The sequence below is a fragment of the Chitinophaga parva genome (genome assembly GCF_003071345.1).
Taxonomy (GTDB): domain Bacteria; phylum Bacteroidota; class Bacteroidia; order Chitinophagales; family Chitinophagaceae; genus Chitinophaga; species Chitinophaga parva.
In genome coordinates this window covers 1,693,364-1,712,971 of sequence record NZ_QCYK01000001.1, presented here as the reverse complement: position 1 = coordinate 1,712,971, position 19,608 = coordinate 1,693,364, and the positions used below count along the sequence as shown (strand labels likewise).

The following is a 19,608-nucleotide window of genomic DNA, read 5'->3' as shown; positions in this document are numbered from 1 at the left end:
ACATTTTTATTCTTTAAAGAAAGGGAAATTTTTCATTTCTTTCAATATTTTTTGAAAATCTTAACGGTTAGTTGTTGTTGGTGGTGAGGGGGTCAATTACCGGCGCCGGCGGGCCGGCACGTTGGAATGAGGCAGGTTAAATCCCGGGCCAATTGGACAAGAGTATTTGAAACGTACTGTCTGCATTCAACGGTGAATCCAGCTTTATGACCAAAAACAAAGCTTTCCCGCTTCCATCTTTCATCGTTTCATATCGTCCCTTCTTAAACGTTCTGACGCTTATTTTGTAACAAGTACTGTTGTCGCAAACAAAATTCTTGTACTTGCTTCCTTTTTTACGGATCAGATTCAATTCGTTTAAAGTCAGTCCCTGTTTAATATCTAAGAAGTCCAGGTGTTCATCATGATTAATGTCCCCGTATTTGAGTCCTAATATATCATCCGTATATATAAAATATTGAAAACTCGTATCTGAACCAAGTATTGAAATGACGGGATATGTATTAATTCTACACAAGCTTCCAATGCAATGATCAACATCCGGGCGCCCTATCCCCACAACAAACCTGGCATTATTATAGGAAAAGCAGCTTTGATCATTGTACTCAAATCTTTGCCAACACATCAACGTGTCTTTAAAAAAGACTCTTTTACCGATACCCAAAAAACTAAAGCAATGCGCCTCCCCCATTACATCCTTAGCCCCATTCCCCGGTTGAAAATACTGGTTGACGAGCCCATTACTTTTGGATATTACGTATTGACCATTAACTGACAGTGTATCATATTTTTCTCTTTGCCAATTTCTTTTCACAAAATGAACACCGGGCGTGTAGGTAATGCTATCGATAAATTCCCTGAAAGTCTTTGCCGTTTTCATTGGCCAGGCTTTATGATACGCTTTGTGATAAACATCGGCACGCCCTTCAGGCGGTAATACAATTATCATCAACAGGTATATTATCAGCCCACCCACTAATGTATATTTCATTATTACCTTATTTTATACAGGGCATTATTACCACCCGCTAATGGCAATTCAAATTATTACTCCTTCAGCGTCCTCGGTCAAAATCTTAATTTCACTACCCGTTGAATTTGTCTTTATCACGAAGCAATACAATTGAACGTTATCGAAAGCTCCATCCCAAAGCTTGTAAAAATGTAACAGATCCGGATCATCTGCGGGCCCGATGTAGGCGATATCAATGGTTTCCTTCACATGGATGCCGGAGTTCATGACTGCCTTAAATAAGCAGACTCCTTTGCACAATATTTTTGATCTGGGCTTGTCATACCAGTCAACAACGATCTCTATAACATCGTTCTCACCTAAATCCTTTCTGTCAAGGAATATGCTTTCAAGAATGGAATCGTGCCAATAGCAGTCATCCAAAGTGAAGTTCATAACAACCAGTTTATGTTTGGACCTGCTTAGCAATGTTGGCGCTAGTTACGCCGTGCCACGCCATAATAAATATCCACTTATACATACAACTAATCGTAAGCTGATCATAACCATCCCCCCATCACTTCGGCGCCCTCCTGTACAAATAAATCGCCAGCGCCCCAAACACCACATTCGGTATCCATACCGCCAGCAAAGGGTTCAAATTGGACTTCGTAGAAAACACCGTGGCAAACTGCAGGAAAATAATATAAGACGCGCTGATCACAATGCCCAGCGCCAGGTGCAAGCCACTCCCACCGCGCACCTTGCGCGATGCCATGATGCCCCCGATCAGCGTAAGCACCACCACCATGAAGCCCGCTGCCGTGCGGCGGTATTTTTCCACCAGGTAAGTATTGAGCCCCTCGGCGCCGCGCAACTGTTGCTTTTTAATATACTCATTCAGTTCCGGCGTGGTCATCGCTACCTGCTCATCGCGCTTCTTCACCAGGTCTACGGGGGTAATGCGCAGCTTCATGAGCGAGTCCTGTTTATAGGTCCAGCTTTCATTGAGGTCATTGATGTGGCGCATGGACAGGTTATACATCTTCCACTTCTTCTCCGTACTGTCCCAGCTTACGCGGTCTGCTTTTAGTTTAAAGGTTACTTTCTGGCCATGTATTTCCTGCATCACAAAGCTGGCGCCAGTCTTATAATTGGGGTCCCAGGAACCAAAGGTCACGTAGTTGAAACTGTCTATGCGCACGGTTTTATCATACAGTGCCATCGCATCTTCATGGCGGTGCACGTAATTATCCTGGAAGGCATTTACCAGCCGGTTGGCCTTGGGTACCACCCAGGTATTGGCCGCCCACAACATCAACCCAAAGCCAATGGCACCTACCCAGTAAGGGCGCAGGAAACGGCGGAAACTTACCCCGGAAGCCAGGATGGCAATGATCTCCGAGCGGTAGGCCATCTTGGAAGTGAAGAAGATCACCGAAATAAAAATGAACAGGGGAAAGAGCAACGCAGCAATGGACGGAATGAACCCAATGTAATATTCAAAGATGATGGTCTTCAACGTCAGGTTATTGCGCATGAAGTCATCCACCTTCTCCGTGATGTCGATCACCACGGAGATCACCAGCAGGATCATCAGCGAATAAAAAAACGTACCGACGAATTTTTTTAAGATATACCAGTCGATCTTTTTCATGGGTTCAAATATAAGGAGCGGAATCCTTTGGACTACGGCCATTCCCGGCCCAGGTTGTTAGCATTTAGTTAATTCGCTGCCACACCGGTTTTACAGCCGGGTTTTCAAGACAGGGATCATTTTGTTTTTCCAGGCGGTATACGTGCCGGCCAGGATCTGGGCGCGGGCCTCGGTGATCAGCTCCAGGTAGAAAGCCAGGTTATGAATGCTGGCCAGGGTAAGCCCCAGGTACTCGCCCGCCGCAAAGAGGTGGCGCAGGTAAGCCTTGGAATAATCCCGGCTGGCAAAGCAGGGGCTGTGCTCATCCACCGGCGTAAAGTCCGTGGCCCATTTCTTATTCTTGATATTGATCACCCCATTCCAGGTAAAGAGCATGCCATTGCGCCCGTTGCGGGTAGGCATTACGCAGTCAAACATATCCACGCCCAGGGCTATGTTTTCCAGGATATTCCAGGGCGTGCCTACGCCCATGAGGTAGCGGGGCTTGTCTGCCGGCAGGATGTTGCACACCAGCGCACACATTTCATACATGTCCTGCTCCGGCTCGCCCACACTGAGCCCGCCAATGGCATTGCCCGCGCAGCCCCTTGCCGCTATCTCCGTGGCGGAGATAGTGCGCAGGTCTTTAAAGGTGCTGCCCTGCACAATGGGAAACAGCGTTTGCTCGTGCCCGTAGCGCGGGGTGGTTTCGCCCAGGCGCTTTATGCACCGGTCCAGCCAGCGGTGGGTAAGCTCCATGGATTTTTTGGCGTAACGATACTCCGACGGGTAAGGCGGGCATTCGTCAAAGGCCATGATGATATCTGCCCCAATGGTGCGCTGGATGTCCATCACGTTCTCCGGCGTAAAGAGGTGACGGCTGCCATCAATGTGGCTTTGAAACACCACGCCTTCTTCCTTGATCTTACGGTTGGCCGCCAGGGAAAACACCTGGTAGCCGCCGCTGTCTGTGAGGATGGGCTTCTCCCAGCCGTTAAACTTATGCAGGCCGCCGGCGGCGGAGAGTACCTCCAGGCCGGGGCGTAAATATAGATGGTAGGTATTGCCCAGGATGATCTGGGCTTTCACGTCCTGGCGCAGCTGCTCCTGGGTTACGGCTTTTACGCTGCCCACGGTGCCTACGGGCATGAAGATGGGCGTGTTAATGACCCCGTGATCCGTGGTCAGAACCCCTGCCCTGGCGCTGCTGGCACTGTCAGTGCTGATCAGTTCAAAATTCAAATCAGATGTATTTTATGTATTACAGCCTGCAAAAGTATCTTAAAAGTTTTATGTTTGTTACCACGAATGATCCCCGGCACGGTACCGGTTGTTATGGCTGTAATGGGAAATCCCTACACATTGTTTAGCATTTACTAAACCTTATACCAGGCGTCCCCTGCTGTGCCAACCAGCCATATGACCTGGCTATTTCATTGTAGGCGTTTTTATCCACAGCGCTATACAAATAAAGAAAAAATTATATTTTTGTTCTTACTATGTTGCAAGATCTGGGATTAATCGTTTTTTATGTATTTGCCGGCGTAGCCGCCATTCAGGTATTGTATTACCTGGTTTTCTTTTCCCGCCTGGCTTTTTACAAGCAGGAACTGGAGCAGGAGTCCATCCCCAAGTCAGATGTTTCTGTGATCATCTGCGCCAAGAACGAGGAGCACAACCTGCAAAAATACCTTCCCGCGGTATTGCAACAGCGCTATCATGGTCATGACACCCCCGCTTATGAAGTGATCGTGGTAAATGACTACTCTGAAGATGACAGCAAATATTACCTTAACTCCATAGAACCTGGCTACAGCCATTTCCGCCAGATCGAGATCAAGCAGGCGGCCAAGTTCATTCCCGGTAAAAAATACCCGCTCTCCATCGGGCTTAAACACGCCCAGCATGAGCATGTGCTGCTTACGGATGCAGACTGCAAGCCTGCCAGCACGCACTGGCTGTCTTTGATGAGCCAGGGATTTACGGAAGGCAAGGAGATCGTGCTGGGCTACAGCCCTTATACCAAGAAGCCCGGCTTCCTCAATAAAGTGATCCGCTACGAAACCTTTTTTGCGGCGCTGCAATATCTCTCCTATGCACTGGCCGGCGTGGCTTACATGGGCGTGGGCCGCAACCTGGCGTATAAGCGTGAACTGTTTTTCCGCCACAAGGGCTTCACCTCCCACCAGCACATTGCCTCCGGCGATGACGACCTGTTTGTAAACAAAGCCGCCACCCCGGACAACGTGTCGGTGATCATCGATAAAAACGCCTTCACCTACTCTGAGCCCAAACCCACGTGGAAGGCCTGGTTCCAGCAGAAGACAAGGCACATGTCTACCGGCAAGCATTACCGCGCCGTGCATAAGTTCCTGCTGGGCCTCTTCACTTCCAGCCAGCTGCTTTTCTATCCGTTATTCATCGCCGCCATCTTCTACGAGCCCATGCGCTACATCACCCTGGGCATCCTGGGCCTGAAGCTGCTTATCCAGAGCATCATCACCTGGTCTGCCATGAAAAAACTGGACGAAAAAGACCTTTTCTGGTACAGCTGGATCATGGATATATTGATGGTGGTGTATTACCTCATCTTCATTCCCGCGCTGGTGAGAAGGCCGAAGGCGAGTAAGTGGAAATAAAATTGCCCTAGGTCTTAGGTCCTAGGTACTGGCCATAAATACAAGCTGGAAGGGAACAAAGTCTTGACAGGCTTTGTTCCCTTTTCTTTTAGGCCACATTCCGCAAAACATAGTACTTAAGACTTAAGACCTAAGACCTAGGACAATTTAATTTACCTTTGCGCCCATGGACATCATCCTCAAGTACTTCGACGATTTCACGCCGGCGCAAATGCAGCAGTTGCAGGCATTGGCGGGGCTTTACCAGGAATGGAATGAAAAGATCAATGTGATCTCCCGCAAGGATATTGATGCGCTGTATGAAAAGCACGTGCTGCATTCGCTGAGCATTGCAGCGGAGCATGATTTTGCTGACGGCTCACAGATCCTCGACCTGGGCACGGGTGGCGGGTTCCCGGGCATCCCGCTGGCTATCTTTTTTCCCAATGTGCAGTTCCACCTGGTAGATTCCATTGGCAAGAAAATAAAAGTAGTACAGGAAGTAGCTGCGGCACTGGGGTTGCAGAATGTAACCACGGCACACAGCCGCGTGGAGGAGATCAAGAACCGCAAGTTTGATTTCGTGGTATCGCGGGCAGTAGCGCCCCTGGCGGATCTCTGGCGCTGGAGCAAGCCCCTGGTGAAGTCCAGCAACCGCTCTGTCAACGATCCGTCCATACACCGACCCGGGCTCATTTGCCTCAAGGGTGGCGACCTTCATGAAGAGATCTCCATGAGTGGCACCCGCCCGGTACTCACCCACATTTACGACCTCTTCCCCGAGGATTATTTTAAAGAGAAATACGTGGTGTACGTGAAGAACTAATCACAGCACGCTTCTTTGTTCAGGTGCAGTTCCGTCTCCAGGGTTACATGCTGTATATTGAGGTGCAGCATTTCGTGGCGGAAGGTGTTTTTGATGTTTTCCACCTGCTCCATGTTCAGGGTTCCGTCTACCAGGAGCCGGGCAGTGAGCGCATTTTCAGTGGTGCTCATCCCCCAGATGTGAATGTGGTGGATGGCTTTGATGCCGGGGATCTTCAAGGCGCAGGCTTTTACCTTTTCCATTTCAATACCCGCGGGCACTGCGTCCATAGCCAGTTTCAGGCTGGCGCTCAGCAGGTGCCAGGTGCTGATCACGATCACCACGATGATCACAATGCTGATCACGGCATCCAGCCAGTACCAGCCGGTGAAGATGATGACAATACCCGTGATCACGGCCCCCAGCGATACCAGGGCGTCCGCCACCATGTGAAGGTACGCGCCCTTTACATTCAGATCATGTTCCTTATCCCGGAAAAAAAGCAGGGCAGTAGTAGCATTCACCACGATCCCAATAGCAGCCACAATGGCCACCACATTGCCTTTCACCACTTCCGGCGTGCCAATGCGCACAATGGCCTCATAGGCTACAAAGCCCATCCCCACCAATAAAATAATGGCATTGAACATAGAAGCCAGCACCGTGCTTTTACGGTACCCATATGTAAAGGTCTCATTGGGCTTCACCTTGGCCAGGCGGAAAGCCAGCAGGGACAGGCCCAGGCTGGCCACATCCATGAGATTATGCCCCGCATCGGAAATAAGGGCCAGGGAACTACTGAAAAAGCCTGCGCCAAACTCTACCGCTACAAATACCAGGTTGAGCATGATGCCAATAATGAATGCCTTATTCAAATGCCCATTTGCCGGAATAACCGCATGGTGGTGGTGCCCATGCCCGTGGTCGTGATCATGATCGTGTGCCATGCGGTAAAAATAAATTAAATTCCGGGGCCGGATTTTTCTAAAAATGCAACCGTGCGGCAAAAAGAAGGGCCATTAATTGTTAACTGACAATCGTTAATAATTAAGGATAAACAGCCTACCGGATATAATTATTTCGCAATGCATTGAAAAACAATTACCAGGCCCGGCGGCGACGTATCTTTAAGGGATAACGTTTAACTTTTTTCCATCATCTTAAAATATGGGGCTTTATCGTTCGTCTTCCTTATTACGATGAAAGAATTGGCCCTCACAAACATGCCCATGTCGCGGGAACAGAATGATCGTATCCAGGCTACGGTGCAGCAGGAGCGAAAGCGGTTGCTGCAATTTATCCGGAAGCGGGTGAAGAATGTGGCCGATGCGGAAGATATCCTGCAGGATGTTTTTTACCAGTTTACCGAGTATTTACGCCTGGGCGCCCAGGTAGATTCCATCACCAGCTGGCTTTTTGCGGTGACGCGTAACCGCATTACGGACTGGTTCCGCAAGAAGCGCGAATCCACCTTTTCCGATCACGTGAAGGAAAAGGATGGGGAAGAAAGCTTTTTCCTGGAAGAACTGCTGGCCGATGCCGGCACCGGGGCCGACGGGCCCATGCTGCGCAAGCTGCTGCTGGAAAGCATTATGGAGGCCATTGAAGAGCTGCCGGAAGAACAACGCACCGTGTTCCTGCAGCATGAGGTGGAAGGAAAATCATTCAAACAAATGAGCGCCGATACCGGGGTTTCCGTTAACACGCTGCTGAGCCGCAAACGCTATGCAGTGCTATACCTGCGCCAGCGCCTGGCCGATCTGTACCAGGAGCTGCAGGACAACTGATCCGCAGCGCCATATTTACCCTTTACTTTTAAAAATATAAATCATGAGATATGAACGTGGCTGGAAAGCCAGGAAAGCAATTAAGATCCTCCTCTGCATCGTGGCCTTCGTGGCCGTGATAGGACTGGTGGTGATGTCACTCTGGAACTGGCTGGTGCCGGAACTCTTTCATGGCCCGCAGATCACCTTCTGGCAAGCCTTTGGCCTGTTTGTGCTGAGCAAACTGCTGCTCAGCGGTGGCAAGGGCGGCCCCTGGGGCTGGAAAGGCCGTGAGCACTGGCGCGAGAAGATGCGCAGCCGCCTGGAGCACATGAGTGAAGAAGACAAGGAAAAAATGCGGGACGCCTTCCGCCGCTGCGGCAGCCGCTTCCGCGAAGGTGGGCCCTTCCGCGACGCAGACCGTTCCCGGGAGAGTGCCCGTGCCCGCGAACGCCACCGGGGCTACCATGATCCCGGCTACAACGACACCCGCCGCGGCCCCGAACCGCCCCCGGAGCCCGGCAGTGATATGGCATAAAACCAGTTTACAATAACACTACTGCCCAACACTTCCTCCATTCTAAAACCTGACTGTTATGATTAGTGTATTCAAAACCAATATCAATACGAGCGATGAACGGCAACACATTGTTAATGCCCTGCAAGACCAGTTCCGTGTACTGTCCTGCCACGTGGATCTCGATGACTGCGACAAGGTACTGCGCATAGAAGCCCTGCAACTGCAGGAGGCAGCCGTCATTGCTTTCGTAAAACAGGAAGGATATGAATGCGCAGTGTTGGAATAGTGACTGAATAAATGTGGCAGGGCGCTTCTCGCTGTACGGTGTACAACGTACCATGAACACAGCGCAAACGCCAGGGCTATGGGACCACACAAAGCCATGGAAAGAGGCACCACCCACAAAAAGAGATCCCCGCACCAGGACCACATGGTGCGGGGATTTTATATTTAAAATACGTTGTACGTTGTACGTTGTACGTTGTACAATTTTTACTGCAATACCGCCCTGTTATTCCTCCTGTCCACATCCGCCAGGCGGCCGCTGGGATCTATCTCAATGCTGGCAAGGCTTTCCAGGGGAGCGTCTATCTCTACATCGTAAGTATAGTTAACCCAGGGCCATCCATCGTGGATCACGCGCTGCATGCCGGGATACTCGTTGGGTTTGTTGCCATACATGAGCGTGAGCGGAATGTAGTGCATCACGGGCGTGCCTTGCCTGGAGGTCACCACCAGGTCTATGGGCATGGGGAACAGGCCAATGCGGCGCAGGCGCACCACGGTTTTACCATCCTTTGCATACACACTGTCAATCCCGTAATCAATATGCTTGGTGGAGTACACGAAGTATTGTTTGTACCAGTCCAGCGCCAGGCCGCTCTCCTGCTCCATCACGCGGATGAAGTCATTGGGATTGGGGTGCTTGAAGCGCCAGGTGCGGTAATAACGCAGCAGACCTGCATCGCGCGCGGGGGCGCCTATCACGTAGCCCAGTTGCTCCAGGAAGGTGGCGCCTTTGGAATAGGCCGTGAGGCTGTAGCCAAAGTTAGTATTGTAATGGTCTGCGTGCGTGCTCATGGGCTCTTCCAGGCCGGAGGCAGCCAGGTAAAAATAGCTGCGGTAGGTGTCCTGTAAAGGCCAGCGGCCCTTCAGGGAATCCGTGGTGTGGTAGACGACATTATTTTCTGCAAAGGTGGTGAAGCCTTCGTCCATCCAGGGGTACAGGCTTTCATTAGTGGCAAACATGCCCTGGTACCAGCTGTGCATCCATTCGTGCATCGCCACGCCATAAAGACCATCGGGCTTGCCATTGCCCAGGATGAGGGTGGCCATGGGATATTCCATGCCGCCATCGCCACCCTGGATAAAGGAATATTGCTTGTATGGGTAAGCGCCGTAATGCGCCTTGATGTACTCGTAAGCAATGGGCACGCGGCGCACCAGCTCCGGCCAGCTTACATTGGTGGTATCATTGGGCAGGAAAAAGAAGTGGGCGGTGAAGCCATCGGGGCCATCCACCTGGGTTTTCAGGTGCTTGTACTCCGGGTCTGCGGCCCATACAAAGTCATGCACATTGGGCGCCAGGAAATGCCAGGTGAGCGTACTGCCCGCAGGGCGCTTCACCTTCATGCCTGCTGATTCATACCCGTAGCCGATTTCCGCGGGATTTTGCAGGTAGCCGGTGCCGGCCAGTACGTATTTTTTATCAATGGTGATGTGCACATCATAATCGCCCCACACGCCATAAAACTCACGGGCAATGTAAGGGGTGGCATGCCATCCTTCGTAATCATATTCACACATTTTCGGGTACCACTGTGACATGGAATAGTCCACGCCTTCGCGGTTATCACGGCCACTGCGGCGGATCTGCACGGGCACCTGGGCTTCAAAACTGAGGTCAAAAGTGGCCTTGCTGTGCGGGAGCAGCGGCTTGTCCAGCACTACTTCCAGGATAGTGCCCACGGTTTTTGTTGCCAGGGGGCGGCCATCATATTTAAAGCCAGACACGCGCTGGTAGCCAATTTCATTGGGCTTCAGGTTAAAGATGCGGTCTTTCACACGGGCATCCCAGTCCTGGCGGCCATTTGGCAGGCGGATCTTACCCAGCTCGCGGCTGCGCACATCCATTTCACTACCGGGCTGAAATGCATTCCAGTAAAGGTGATAGAAAACTTTCTTGAGGGTATCTTCCGAGTTGTTCGTGTACTCCAGGTGCTGGGTGCCGGTAAAGGTGTGGGCTTTAGCATCCACGGTCACATTCATTTTGTAGTGCACATGCTGCTGCCAACGGTCTGCCTGCGCATGGGTCACCAGGCTGGCGGATGTGAGGGCGGCAAGGGCCAGTCCCTGTTTCAGAAAATTGCTCATTCCTATTTTGTTAAGCGGTTTAGTGCCGCTAAAAGTAGGAAAAAAGTAATCTTGTTCCTACTCCTTCCCCGCCAGCACGATCACGATCTCGCCCTTCACACCTTTTTCATTAAAATAATCGCGCACTTCCTGCAGGGTGCCCCGTTTGTTCTCTTCAAACATCTTGGTGAGCTCCCGGCTTACGCTCACCTGGCGGTCCGGCCCGAAATACTGGATAAAGTCATCGAGGGTTTTTACCAGGCGCATGGGGCTTTCATAAAACACCATGGTACGTTCATCCGTACTGAGTTGGGTGAGCAGGGTGTGTCGGCCTTTTTTCAGGGGCAGGAAGCCTTCAAAGGAAAAGCGGTTCATGGGGATGCCACTGTTTACCAGGGCGGGCACAAACGCGGTGGCGCCGGGGAGGCATTCCACTGGTATACCGGCGCGTACACACTCGCGCACCAGCAGGAAGCCCGGGTCGGATACGCCGGGGGTGCCGGCATCCGTGAGCAGGGCCATTTGCCGGCCGCCTTGCAGCTGCTGCACCAGGTGTTGCAGCACCTTGTGCTCATTGTGCTGGTGATAAGCGGTCATCGGCGTCTGGATGTTATAATGCTTGAGCAATACACCAGAAGTACGGGTATCTTCGGCCAGGATGAGGTCTGATTCTTCCAGCACTTTCACGGCCCGGTAAGTAATGTCTGCCAGGTTGCCAATGGGTGATGGAATGAGATAAAGTTTCATCCGGGAAGATTTTAAAAAGTGAATGGTTAAAGGCGCCTCCCACGCGGGGTGGGACTTACCTTTAACCATTTAAATACGTTTCGAAATATTATGCGATGCTTACTTCGAATGACTCCATCACCTGGTTGGCGAGCAGTTTCTGGCAAGCGGTTTCGGCCAGTGTTTTGGCTTCTTCAGCAGAAGCGGCTTCAATCTGCAAAGTGATATGTTTGCCTATCCTCACATCATGCACCTGGCTGATGCCCAGGTTTTTCAGTCCTCCCATTACAGCTTTTCCCTGGGGGTCCAGCAGTTCCTTCAGCGGCATCACATTGATATGTGCAGTAAATGTCATGATCTGTAAAAATTTGACGCAAACCTACAAAAAATGGTTGAATTGTCCGGTTCTTAAATTGATTTCGGTTTGAATACCAGCGAGAGGATCACGTACAGCACAAAAGCAAAAGGCACGGAAGCAAAGCCCAGCAAGGGTATGGAGGCAGCAGTGCCCACCACTAAAATAATGCGGGGCAGGTTGTTCTTGTCCTTCAGGCCCTTGAATTTGAAACTGAGCATGGGGATCTCTGCCACCATCAGGTAACACAGCACCGCAATGATCGCGTAAAGCAGCCAGTAGTTCAGGAAATAATGCCCGAGGTTATACGGGTTAAAAAGCATGATCAGCGGGAAACTGGCCACCAGCAGGCCTACTGCGGGTGTGGGCACACCAATGAAGTGCTCCGTTTGCCGGGTATCCAGGTTGAACTTTGCAAGGCGGTATGCCGCAAAACACGGAACCAGTAAAGCAGGTGCCAGCAGCACGTAGTTCATGCTGTACACTTCTTCCGTTTGCATGTAGGCAATGCGCAGCATGCGGAAAAGGATCATGCCCGGCACCAGCCCAAAGCTCACCACATCTGCCAGGCTGTCCAGCTCCTTACCCATGGGGCTTTGTACGCCCAGGGCGCGGGCGGCCAGGCCATCCAGGAAATCAAATACCGCGGCCAGCACCAGCATGGCGGAGGCCCAGTACACGGGTTCCGGTGCGGTAACGCCAAAGTCCACGTCATTGAATTGCGCTATGTATTGCGGGGCGTTGAGGATGAAAATGATCGCCAGGGCGCCGCAAAAAAGATTTCCTAAAGTAAGGATGTTGGGAATTTGCTTCATAAGTGCTGCATCGCCCCATGAGAGCGAATTGAATGTAAGATGGAAATTTTGTTAATATAATCCAAGGCCGCCAAAAAAATAGCGAAAGACCTTACGCCTTTCGCCATTTTCATTTTTCCCGCAAGGAAAAGTATTTAATGCTTCATCGCCGCTTCAATCTCATCGGCGGTGATGGGTATATTCTTCATCAGGTCCACATTGCCGGACGCCTTGATCCAGATATTGTTCTCAATGCGGATGCCCATCTGTTCTTCTTCAATGTAAATGCCCGGTTCCACGGTGAGCACAGCGCCTTCTTCCAGGGGCTGGTAGAAAGATGGGGCCAGGTCATGCACATCCACACCCAGGTGATGGGAAATGCCGTGGTACAGGTATTTGCGGTAGGCCGGGTTTTCCGGGTCCTGGTTGTCAATGTCGCTTTGCTTCAGCAGGCCCAGTTTTACAAACTGCTTACCGGCTTCAATGCCCACCTGCTCATGGTATTCAGCGATCTTGATACCGGGGCGCAGGAAGGATTTGCAGAAGTTATGGATGTGCAGGCAGGCGTCGTACACGGCACGCTGGCGGGGGGAGAACTTGCCATTTACCGGCACGGTGCGGGTCAGGTCTGCATTGTACCCACCGTATTCCGCGCCAAAGTCCATGAGGATCAGTTCCCCGTCCAGGCACTGCTCGTTGTTGGATACATAGTGCAGGGTACGGGCACGGTCGCCGCTGGCCAGGATGGAGCCGTAAGCCTCACCGGCAGAGCGGTTGCGCAGGAACTCGTGCAGGATCTCTGCCTGTATTTCGTGCTCCCACACGCCGGGGCGGATAAATTGCGCCACACGGCGGAAAGCCTTTTCTGTAATGTCCATGGCCTGCTGCATCACCACAATTTCTTCCGGTGTTTTCACCGCGCGCAGCACCTTCAGGATGGCAGCGGCGCGCAGGTAATTGTGCAGGGGGAATTTTGCCTTCAGCTCCACGGCGTAGCGGTCGTCCCGCACGGGCACGCGGTTATGGCGGCGGTTGTTCTCATTGCTGTTCAGGTAAATGTTTACGGCCTCGTGGATCCATGGCTGCAACAGGCCATCGAGCATATCCAGCCAGATGATGGTCTGGATGCCGGAGATAGCGGTGGCTTCATTTTTACGCAGGCGACGGCCATCCCATTTTTCTTTCAATTCCACCGGGCGCACCAGCACCAGCACCTCGCGGTACTTGGGATCGGGGTTGTCTGGGAAGAGGACGAGCATGGTATCTTCCTGCTGGATGCCGGTAAGCCAGTACAGGTCTGAGTTCTGCTTAAAGGGGAAGAGTGCGTCCCCGTTGGTAGGCAGCTCATCATTTGAGTTGAAAATAGCGATGGACTGCGGCAACATTTTAGCCACAAAGCGCTGACGATTCTTAATAAACAACTGTGGGTCCAGCGGCAAATGTTTCATTGAATGCGTTTTTTGAAAGTGATCTGGCGGACGCCAAACCTAGTACAAATCAGCGAAACGGGCAAAGTGCTAAAATATTTAGATGAATTTAGCACCGCAACCGATCTAAATTGAATATTTTCAAATTTAAAAGCTTAAAAGAGTCAAAAATCATATTTTTTATTGGATTAACACCCAAATAATTTGACAGAATTAAAAATCCACTAGATTTGCCCTTACACCAAAACAATCTTTCTTTATGCAGCTTGGAAGTATAAAGAACCCAACCATGGACTTGCAGGAGCTGGGCATAGAGAATGTAACGCAACTCTACTATCAACTGCCTCCTGAAGAGCTAATTGCGCAGACACTTGCCCGTAAACAGGGCGTACTGGCCGATTCCGGCGCCCTCATGATCAACACCGGAGCATTTACCGGCCGTTCCCCCAAAGACAAATTCATTGTCAAAGACGCACGCACTGCCGACACCGTGCACTGGAATGATTTCAACATTCCCATTACACCGGCGGTGTTTGACCACATGGAACGGAGGATGGCCCGGTATTTTTCCGGGAAAGAAGTATGGATGCGCGATTGTTATGCCTGCGCCGCACCGGAGCACCGGATCAACATCAAAGTGATCACGGAACACCCCTGGGCCAACCTGTTCGCCTACAACATGTTCCTCCGCCCCACGGAAGAAGAACTGGAGTACAGTTACCCCGACTGGACCGTGATACAGGCCCCCGGCTTCCTGGCCGATCCCGCAACGGACGGCACGCGCCAGTCTAACTTTGCCATGGTGAGTTTCACCAGAAAAATGATCCTGATAGGTGGCACCGCCTATACCGGGGAAATCAAAAAGGGCATTTTCACCATCCTCAATTACATACTGCCCCAGGAAAGAAATGTGCTGAGCATGCACTGCTCTGCCAACCAGGGGAAGGATGGCCACACCGCTATTTTCTTTGGCCTGAGCGGCACCGGTAAAACCACGCTGAGCGCGGATCCGGAGCGTAAGCTCATTGGCGATGATGAACATGGCTGGACCAGCAACAGCGTCTTCAATTTTGAAGGGGGCTGCTACGCCAAGACCATTGACCTCAGCGCTGAAAAAGAGCCACAGATCTTCCAGGCCATCCGCGATGGGGCCTTGCTGGAAAACGTAGTGTGCCACGCCGGCACCTGCCGCGTGAATTTCGAAGATAAGAGCATCACCGAAAACACCCGCGTATCCTATCCCCTGCATTTTATTGATAACACCCTGGAGCCTTCCATCGGCAACCAGCCCAAGCATATTTTCTTCCTCACCTGCGATGCTTACGGCGTGCTGCCTCCTATCTCCAAACTGAGCGTGGAACAGGCCATGTACCAGTTCATTTCCGGCTACACCGCCCGCGTGGCGGGCACAGAGGCCGGGGTAAAGGAGCCGAAAGCCACCTTCAGTGCCTGCTTTGGCGCCCCTTTCCTGCCGCTGCACCCCGCCCGTTATGCGGAAATGCTGGGTGAGCGCATGCGCAAACAAAAAGTGAACGTATGGCTGGTAAACACCGGCTGGACCGGTGGTGCTTACGGACAAGGCACCCGCATGAAACTGGCTTACACCCGCGCCATGATCACTGCAGCCCTGGCCGGCCAGCTGGACGGCATTGCCTACAAGGAAGATCCGCGCTTTGGCTTTAACATGCCGGAAGCCTGCCCCGGCGTACCGGAAACGCTGCTGGACCCACGCAACACCTGGGCAGACCAAGCCGCCTACGACCGGCAGGCACAGGCCCTGGCCCAACTGTTCAACGAAAATTTTGAAAAATACGCCGCGCTGACGCCGCCGGAGATCCTGGCTGCCGCGCCCCGGATATAACGTTTGTCCTTTATAGGTTCCATTTATCAAAGGTTATTTTGTTCCACGAAAAGCTTCCGCCCTCTTTTGGGGGCGGATTTTTTATGGGAAAAATGGTACCTTTGCGCATGCAAATTATAGATGGTAAACTCGTTTCAGAGACGATAAAAACGCAGCTGGCAGAGAAAGTATTGGAATTAAAAGCCCTGGGCAAAAAGGTTCCCCATCTCGCAGCTATCCTGGTAGGCGATAATCCCGCCAGTGAAACTTATGTAGCCTCCAAGGTTAAATCCTGCGCTGAGATCGGCTACAACTCCACCCTGCTGCGCTTTGACGCACAGATCTCCGAAAAACACCTGCTGGACCAGATCATCGCATTGAACGAAAATCCTGATGTTGACGGCATCCTGGTGCAGCTGCCCCTGCCCAAACACATCAGCGAAGAACTGGTGATCAATACCATTGACCCGGGTAAAGATGTGGACGGTTTCCATCCCATGAACGTGGGCAAAATGGTAAGCGGCCTGCCTACTTACATTCCCGCTACACCATATGGCATTATGCTGCTGCTGGAGTATTACCAGATCCCCACCAAAGGCAAACATGCCGTGGTGATAGGTCGCAGCCATATTGTAGGTACGCCCATGAGCGTGCTGCTGAGCCGCAATGCTTATCCCGGTAACTGCACGGTGACCATCTGCCACTCCCACACCCACAATTTAAAAGAACTTTGCCTGCAGGCAGATATCATAGTAGCCGCCATTGGCCGTCCCAACTTTGTAACTGCAGACATGGTAAAAGAAGGTGCCGTGATCATTGACGTGGGCATCAACCGCATTCCCGATGCTACCAAAAAGAGCGGCAGCCGCCTGGTAGGTGACGTGGACTTTGCTGCTGTTAAGGAAAAGGCCAGCTTCATCACCCCGGTGCCCGGCGGCGTAGGTCCCATGACCATCGCAGCCCTGCTGAAGAACACTTACTATGCATCGCAGGGGGAGAAGGTGAAATTGAATTAAAATTGTACAACGTACAGCGTACAACGTACCGGCAAGGGCTGTACCTGAAGATGCGCGGTCATTGTACGCTGCACGCTGCACGAAAAATTATACATTATGACGACGCTTGCACTCCCGGTGATGGAAGATTTTTATACGCTGCAGGGGGAAGGCATGTACCAGGGACAGGCGGCTTACTTTGTGCGCCTGGGTGGCTGTGACGTAGGCTGCCACTGGTGTGATGTGAAAGAAAGCTGGGACGAAAGCAAACATCCGCGCATTGCGATCGATGCTATCGTGGCCAAAGCCGCTGCCCACCCGGGCCGGCTGGCCGTGATCACAGGCGGGGAACCGCTGCTCCATAACCTGGACGCCCTGTGCGACGCCCTGCATGCTGCCGGTTTCCGCACCCACATGGAAACATCCGGCTCCTCCCCGCTCAGCGGGCATTGGGACTGGATCACGCTCTCTCCCAAGAAATTCAAGGCACCCCTGCCCGAGGTGAGCGTGGCGGCCCATGAACTGAAAGTGGTTGTTTTCAATAAATCTGATTTTGCCTGGGCGGAAGAACACGCCGCACTGGCCGGCCCCCATTGCAAGCTGTACCTGCAGCCGGAATGGAGCAAGGCAGATGCCATGACTCCCCTCATTGTAGACTACATCAAAGCCCACCCGCAGTGGCAATTGTCCCTGCAAACACATAAGTACATCAACGTGCCCTGATTTTTTTGTATCAGGTAGTAAGCAGCAAGTAAAAGGCGACCGATAAACGTGATTCCAAAATATTAAATGCATATTTGGGAACGTTAATATCCCGGGGATCAATACCTGGCACCTGCTACATACTACCTAATACAAATTTCTCTATGAAAAAGCCCGTTCTGCTTTCCTTGCTACTGGCCTTTACCGCTACACTGCATGCGCAGGTGGTTACCTATGAAACGGCTAAAAAGAAGGCGAAAGCCAGCTTTGACCAGGCCATTGATGCCATGCGCAATTACCAGGCAACGCAGGCGCTCAAATACCTGGAGGACGCCCTGAAAACGGAGCCCAACTTTGCCGATGCTTACGGGCAGATGGGCCTCACCTACTCCGAGCTTAAAGATTATCCCAATGCTATCAAGGCATTTGAAAAGCTGAAAAACCTGGACCCTAACGGCCTGGGCCCGGTAATGCTGCCCTATGCGCGCGCCCTGGGGGGCACCGGTAAGTTTGCCGAAGCACTGGCCATTGTAGATCAATATGCTGCCACACATCCCAGCCCACTGGCAAAATCATTGAAGGCCAATTTTGAATTTGCCGTACAATCTGCCACCAACGTGCCTTTCCAGCCACATAACCTGGGCACCAATATCAACTCCAAAGACCCCGAGTACTTTCCTTCTGTAACCATTGATGGCAAAACGCTGGTATTCACCCGCCGGGTGAACGGGCGCAATGAAGATTTTTATATCTCCCAGTGGGACAGCGTATCCCACAGCTGGGCACCTGCAAAAGATATGGGCGCACCTATCAATACGGAGTTTAATGAAGGGGCGCAGAACATCTCGCAGGATGGCAGCATGCTGGTATACACCGGCTGTGATTTTCCAAACGGGAAAGGCAGTTGCGACCTGTATTTCAGCACCCGCAATAAAGATGGCGGATGGAGCGCCCCGGAAAACCTGGGAGCCCCTGTAAACGGCCGTGGCTGGGACTCCCAGCCCTGCCTCTCCCCTGACAATAACACGCTTTATTTTACGCGCGTAACCCAGGATGCCGGCTATGATATCTTCATGTCGCAACGCCAGGCAGACGGCAGCTGGGGCACGCCACAGCGGCTGGATAGCAACATCAACACCCCGCACGATGAAACCACCCCCTTCATCCATGCAGATAACCAAACGCTGTTCTTCGCCAGCAACGGGCATCCCGGCTATGGCGGCATGGACATCTTTTATGCCCGCCGCCAGGCAGACGGCAGCTGGGGCAAGCCCGTGAACCTGGGCTATCCCATCAACACCATTGATGAAGATGCAAGCCTCTTCGTAGCCGCAGATGGTAAAACGGCTTTCTTTGCCTCTGACCGTTATGACAGCCACGGTGCGCTGGATATTTACAGTTTTGAACTGTACCCGGAGGCAAGGCCTTTGCAGACCCTGTACGTAAAAGGTTTTGTGTATGATGTGAAGACCAACGCCCACCTGCAGGCTACGCTGGACCTGATAGACCTGCAAACAGGCCTGGTGACGGCCAGTGTAAAAAGCGATGCGGATGGTAACTACCTGGTACCATTGCCCGTAGGGAAAAATTACGCTTTCAACGTGCATAAACAAGGCTACCTGTTCTACTCCGGCAACTTCTCCCTGCATGATGCAAAAGCAGATACGCCCAGCACCCGGAACATTCCCCTGCAGCCCATAGAGACCAATGCCGTAACGGTGCTGCACAATATCTTCTTTGCCAACAAGGCTTACACCCTGGAACCCGGCTCCCTGCCGGAGCTGGACCGCCTGGTAAAACTGCTGCAGGACAATCCCAGCCTGCAGATAGAGATCAGCGGGCATACGGATGATGTGGGCAGCGACAAGGACAACCTGCTGCTGTCTGAAAACCGCGCCAAAGCGGTGGTGGACTACCTGCAACAAAAAGGTATTGCCGCCAGCCGCCTGCAAGCCAGGGGCTATGGGGAAACCAAGCCCATTGCGGATAACAGCACAGAAGAAGGCAAGGCCCTGAACCGCCGCACAGAAGTGAAGATCACGGGTGTGAAATAGCGGGTAACTTCCGGCTAATGACTCCCATATCAAGCCCCGGCCAGTAACCAGGCCGGGGCTTTTTGC

Annotated in this window: 19 protein-coding genes; 9 read left to right on the top strand and 10 right to left on the bottom strand. The window is 52.0% G+C overall.

Features of this window, described 5'->3' with window-relative positions; translation table 11 throughout:
• Window positions 1-136: 136 nt before the first annotated feature.
• From DCC81_RS07305 to tgt, 4 genes are all read right to left on the bottom strand, one after another.
• A complete protein-coding gene (locus DCC81_RS07305) occupies window positions 137-991 on the bottom strand; it encodes a hypothetical protein (protein ID WP_133177587.1) in 855 nt (284 codons plus the stop codon).
• Window positions 992-1,039: 48 nt separating this feature from the next.
• Window positions 1,040-1,408: a hypothetical protein gene (locus DCC81_RS07300; protein WP_108685899.1), complete on the bottom strand. Its 369-nt coding sequence runs from the start codon at window positions 1,406-1,408 to the stop codon at window positions 1,040-1,042.
• Between the two features lie 121 nt (window positions 1,409-1,529).
• Window positions 1,530-2,609, bottom strand: coding sequence for an LptF/LptG family permease (locus DCC81_RS07295; protein ID WP_165806468.1), 1,080 nt, complete (start codon window positions 2,607-2,609; stop codon window positions 1,530-1,532).
• Between the two features lie 90 nt (window positions 2,610-2,699).
• Entirely contained in the window at window positions 2,700-3,830 is a 1,131-nt protein-coding gene (gene tgt, locus DCC81_RS07290; protein ID WP_108685897.1) for a tRNA guanosine(34) transglycosylase Tgt, read from the bottom strand.
• A gap of 257 nt (window positions 3,831-4,087) precedes the next feature.
• Between tgt and DCC81_RS07285 the strand changes: the two genes are divergently transcribed.
• Both DCC81_RS07285 and rsmG read left to right on the top strand, forming a co-directional pair.
• Window positions 4,088-5,227 (top strand): glycosyltransferase, encoded by a 1,140-nt coding sequence (locus DCC81_RS07285; RefSeq protein ID WP_108685896.1) that lies wholly within the window; start codon window positions 4,088-4,090, stop codon window positions 5,225-5,227.
• A 166-nt stretch (window positions 5,228-5,393) separates the two neighbouring features.
• A complete protein-coding gene (gene rsmG, locus DCC81_RS07280) occupies window positions 5,394-6,032 on the top strand; it encodes a 16S rRNA (guanine(527)-N(7))-methyltransferase RsmG (RefSeq protein ID WP_108685895.1) in 639 nt (212 codons plus the stop codon).
• Here the strand turns inward: rsmG and DCC81_RS07275 are convergent.
• On the bottom strand, window positions 6,029-6,958 hold the full coding sequence (locus DCC81_RS07275) for a cation diffusion facilitator family transporter (protein WP_108685894.1): 930 nt from the start codon (window positions 6,956-6,958) through the stop codon (window positions 6,029-6,031). The genes rsmG and DCC81_RS07275 overlap by 4 nt on opposite strands.
• 252 nt (window positions 6,959-7,210) lie before the next feature.
• Here DCC81_RS07275 and DCC81_RS07270 point away from each other — a divergent pair, with 252 nt between their 5' ends.
• Genes DCC81_RS07270 through DCC81_RS07260 form a run of 3 tightly spaced genes read left to right on the top strand, consistent with a single transcriptional unit; the run spans window position 7,211 to window position 8,583 of the window.
• Window positions 7,211-7,798, top strand: coding sequence for an RNA polymerase sigma factor (locus DCC81_RS07270; protein WP_240612921.1), 588 nt, complete (start codon window positions 7,211-7,213; stop codon window positions 7,796-7,798).
• Window positions 7,799-7,841: 43 nt separating this feature from the next.
• Complete coding sequence (locus tag DCC81_RS07265) at window positions 7,842-8,315, top strand: hypothetical protein (RefSeq protein ID WP_205686265.1); 474 nt, start codon at window positions 7,842-7,844, stop codon at window positions 8,313-8,315.
• Window positions 8,316-8,373: 58 nt separating this feature from the next.
• On the top strand, window positions 8,374-8,583 hold the full coding sequence (locus DCC81_RS07260) for a hypothetical protein (protein ID WP_108685893.1): 210 nt from the start codon (window positions 8,374-8,376) through the stop codon (window positions 8,581-8,583).
• Window positions 8,584-8,789: 206 nt separating this feature from the next.
• Here DCC81_RS07260 and DCC81_RS07255 read toward each other — a convergent pair whose 3' ends face one another.
• The 5 genes from DCC81_RS07255 to DCC81_RS07235 form a co-directional block, all read right to left on the bottom strand.
• A complete protein-coding gene (locus DCC81_RS07255) occupies window positions 8,790-10,670 on the bottom strand; it encodes a M1 family metallopeptidase (protein WP_108685892.1) in 1,881 nt (626 codons plus the stop codon).
• Window positions 10,671-10,727: 57 nt separating this feature from the next.
• Window positions 10,728-11,396, bottom strand: a complete 669-nt coding sequence (gene rsmI / locus DCC81_RS07250) for a 16S rRNA (cytidine(1402)-2'-O)-methyltransferase (RefSeq protein WP_108685891.1) — start codon at window positions 11,394-11,396, stop codon at window positions 10,728-10,730.
• A gap of 88 nt (window positions 11,397-11,484) precedes the next feature.
• Entirely contained in the window at window positions 11,485-11,730 is a 246-nt protein-coding gene (gene purS / locus DCC81_RS07245) for a phosphoribosylformylglycinamidine synthase subunit PurS (protein WP_108685890.1), read from the bottom strand.
• 53 nt (window positions 11,731-11,783) lie between these two features.
• Window positions 11,784-12,545, bottom strand: coding sequence for a CDP-alcohol phosphatidyltransferase family protein (locus DCC81_RS07240; protein WP_108685889.1), 762 nt, complete (start codon window positions 12,543-12,545; stop codon window positions 11,784-11,786).
• 134 nt (window positions 12,546-12,679) lie between these two features.
• Window positions 12,680-13,972 carry an aminopeptidase P N-terminal domain-containing protein gene (locus DCC81_RS07235; RefSeq protein ID WP_108685888.1) on the bottom strand — a complete coding sequence of 431 codons (1,293 nt, stop codon included), beginning with the start codon at window positions 13,970-13,972 and terminating at the stop codon, window positions 12,680-12,682.
• A 268-nt stretch (window positions 13,973-14,240) separates the two neighbouring features.
• Between DCC81_RS07235 and pckA the strand changes: the two genes are divergently transcribed.
• The 4 genes from pckA to DCC81_RS07215 all read left to right on the top strand — a co-directional run bounded on the left by pckA (window position 14,241) and on the right by DCC81_RS07215 (window position 19,542).
• On the top strand, window positions 14,241-15,812 hold the full coding sequence (gene pckA, locus DCC81_RS07230) for a phosphoenolpyruvate carboxykinase (ATP) (RefSeq protein ID WP_240612920.1): 1,572 nt from the start codon (window positions 14,241-14,243) through the stop codon (window positions 15,810-15,812).
• 107 nt (window positions 15,813-15,919) lie between these two features.
• Entirely contained in the window at window positions 15,920-16,807 is an 888-nt protein-coding gene (gene folD, locus DCC81_RS07225) for a bifunctional methylenetetrahydrofolate dehydrogenase/methenyltetrahydrofolate cyclohydrolase FolD (RefSeq protein WP_108686500.1), read from the top strand.
• A 96-nt stretch (window positions 16,808-16,903) separates the two neighbouring features.
• Complete coding sequence (locus DCC81_RS07220; protein ID WP_108685886.1) at window positions 16,904-17,509, top strand: 7-carboxy-7-deazaguanine synthase QueE; 606 nt, start codon at window positions 16,904-16,906, stop codon at window positions 17,507-17,509.
• A gap of 143 nt (window positions 17,510-17,652) precedes the next feature.
• Window positions 17,653-19,542 carry an OmpA family protein gene (locus DCC81_RS07215; RefSeq protein ID WP_108685885.1) on the top strand — a complete coding sequence of 630 codons (1,890 nt, stop codon included), beginning with the start codon at window positions 17,653-17,655 and terminating at the stop codon, window positions 19,540-19,542.
• The last annotated feature ends 66 nt before the right edge of the window (window positions 19,543-19,608 follow it).

Bases quoted from the DNA above. Each gene is read 5' to 3' on its own strand.
- DCC81_RS07305 (WP_133177587.1), bottom strand. From the start codon at position 991: ATGAAATATACATTAGTGGGTGGGCTGATAATATACCTGTTGATGATA.
- DCC81_RS07300 (WP_108685899.1), bottom strand. From the start codon at position 1,408: ATGAACTTCACTTTGGATGACTGCTATTGGCACGATTCCATTCTTGAA.
- DCC81_RS07295 (WP_165806468.1), bottom strand. From the start codon at position 2,609: ATGAAAAAGATCGACTGGTATATCTTAAAAAAATTCGTCGGTACGTTT.
- DCC81_RS07285 (WP_108685896.1), top strand. From the start codon at position 4,088: ATGTTGCAAGATCTGGGATTAATCGTTTTTTATGTATTTGCCGGCGTA.
- rsmG (WP_108685895.1), top strand. From the start codon at position 5,394: ATGGACATCATCCTCAAGTACTTCGACGATTTCACGCCGGCGCAAATG.
- DCC81_RS07275 (WP_108685894.1), bottom strand. From the start codon at position 6,958: ATGGCACACGATCATGATCACGACCACGGGCATGGGCACCACCACCAT.
- DCC81_RS07270 (WP_240612921.1), top strand. From the start codon at position 7,211: ATGAAAGAATTGGCCCTCACAAACATGCCCATGTCGCGGGAACAGAAT.
- DCC81_RS07265 (WP_205686265.1), top strand. From the start codon at position 7,842: ATGAGATATGAACGTGGCTGGAAAGCCAGGAAAGCAATTAAGATCCTC.
- DCC81_RS07260 (WP_108685893.1), top strand. From the start codon at position 8,374: ATGATTAGTGTATTCAAAACCAATATCAATACGAGCGATGAACGGCAA.
- DCC81_RS07255 (WP_108685892.1), bottom strand. From the start codon at position 10,670: ATGAGCAATTTTCTGAAACAGGGACTGGCCCTTGCCGCCCTCACATCC.
- rsmI (WP_108685891.1), bottom strand. From the start codon at position 11,396: ATGAAACTTTATCTCATTCCATCACCCATTGGCAACCTGGCAGACATT.
- purS (WP_108685890.1), bottom strand. From the start codon at position 11,730: ATGACATTTACTGCACATATCAATGTGATGCCGCTGAAGGAACTGCTG.
- DCC81_RS07240 (WP_108685889.1), bottom strand. From the start codon at position 12,545: ATGAAGCAAATTCCCAACATCCTTACTTTAGGAAATCTTTTTTGCGGC.
- DCC81_RS07235 (WP_108685888.1), bottom strand. From the start codon at position 13,972: ATGAAACATTTGCCGCTGGACCCACAGTTGTTTATTAAGAATCGTCAG.
- pckA (WP_240612920.1), top strand. From the start codon at position 14,241: ATGGACTTGCAGGAGCTGGGCATAGAGAATGTAACGCAACTCTACTAT.
- folD (WP_108686500.1), top strand. From the start codon at position 15,920: ATGCAAATTATAGATGGTAAACTCGTTTCAGAGACGATAAAAACGCAG.
- DCC81_RS07220 (WP_108685886.1), top strand. From the start codon at position 16,904: ATGACGACGCTTGCACTCCCGGTGATGGAAGATTTTTATACGCTGCAG.
- DCC81_RS07215 (WP_108685885.1), top strand. From the start codon at position 17,653: ATGAAAAAGCCCGTTCTGCTTTCCTTGCTACTGGCCTTTACCGCTACA.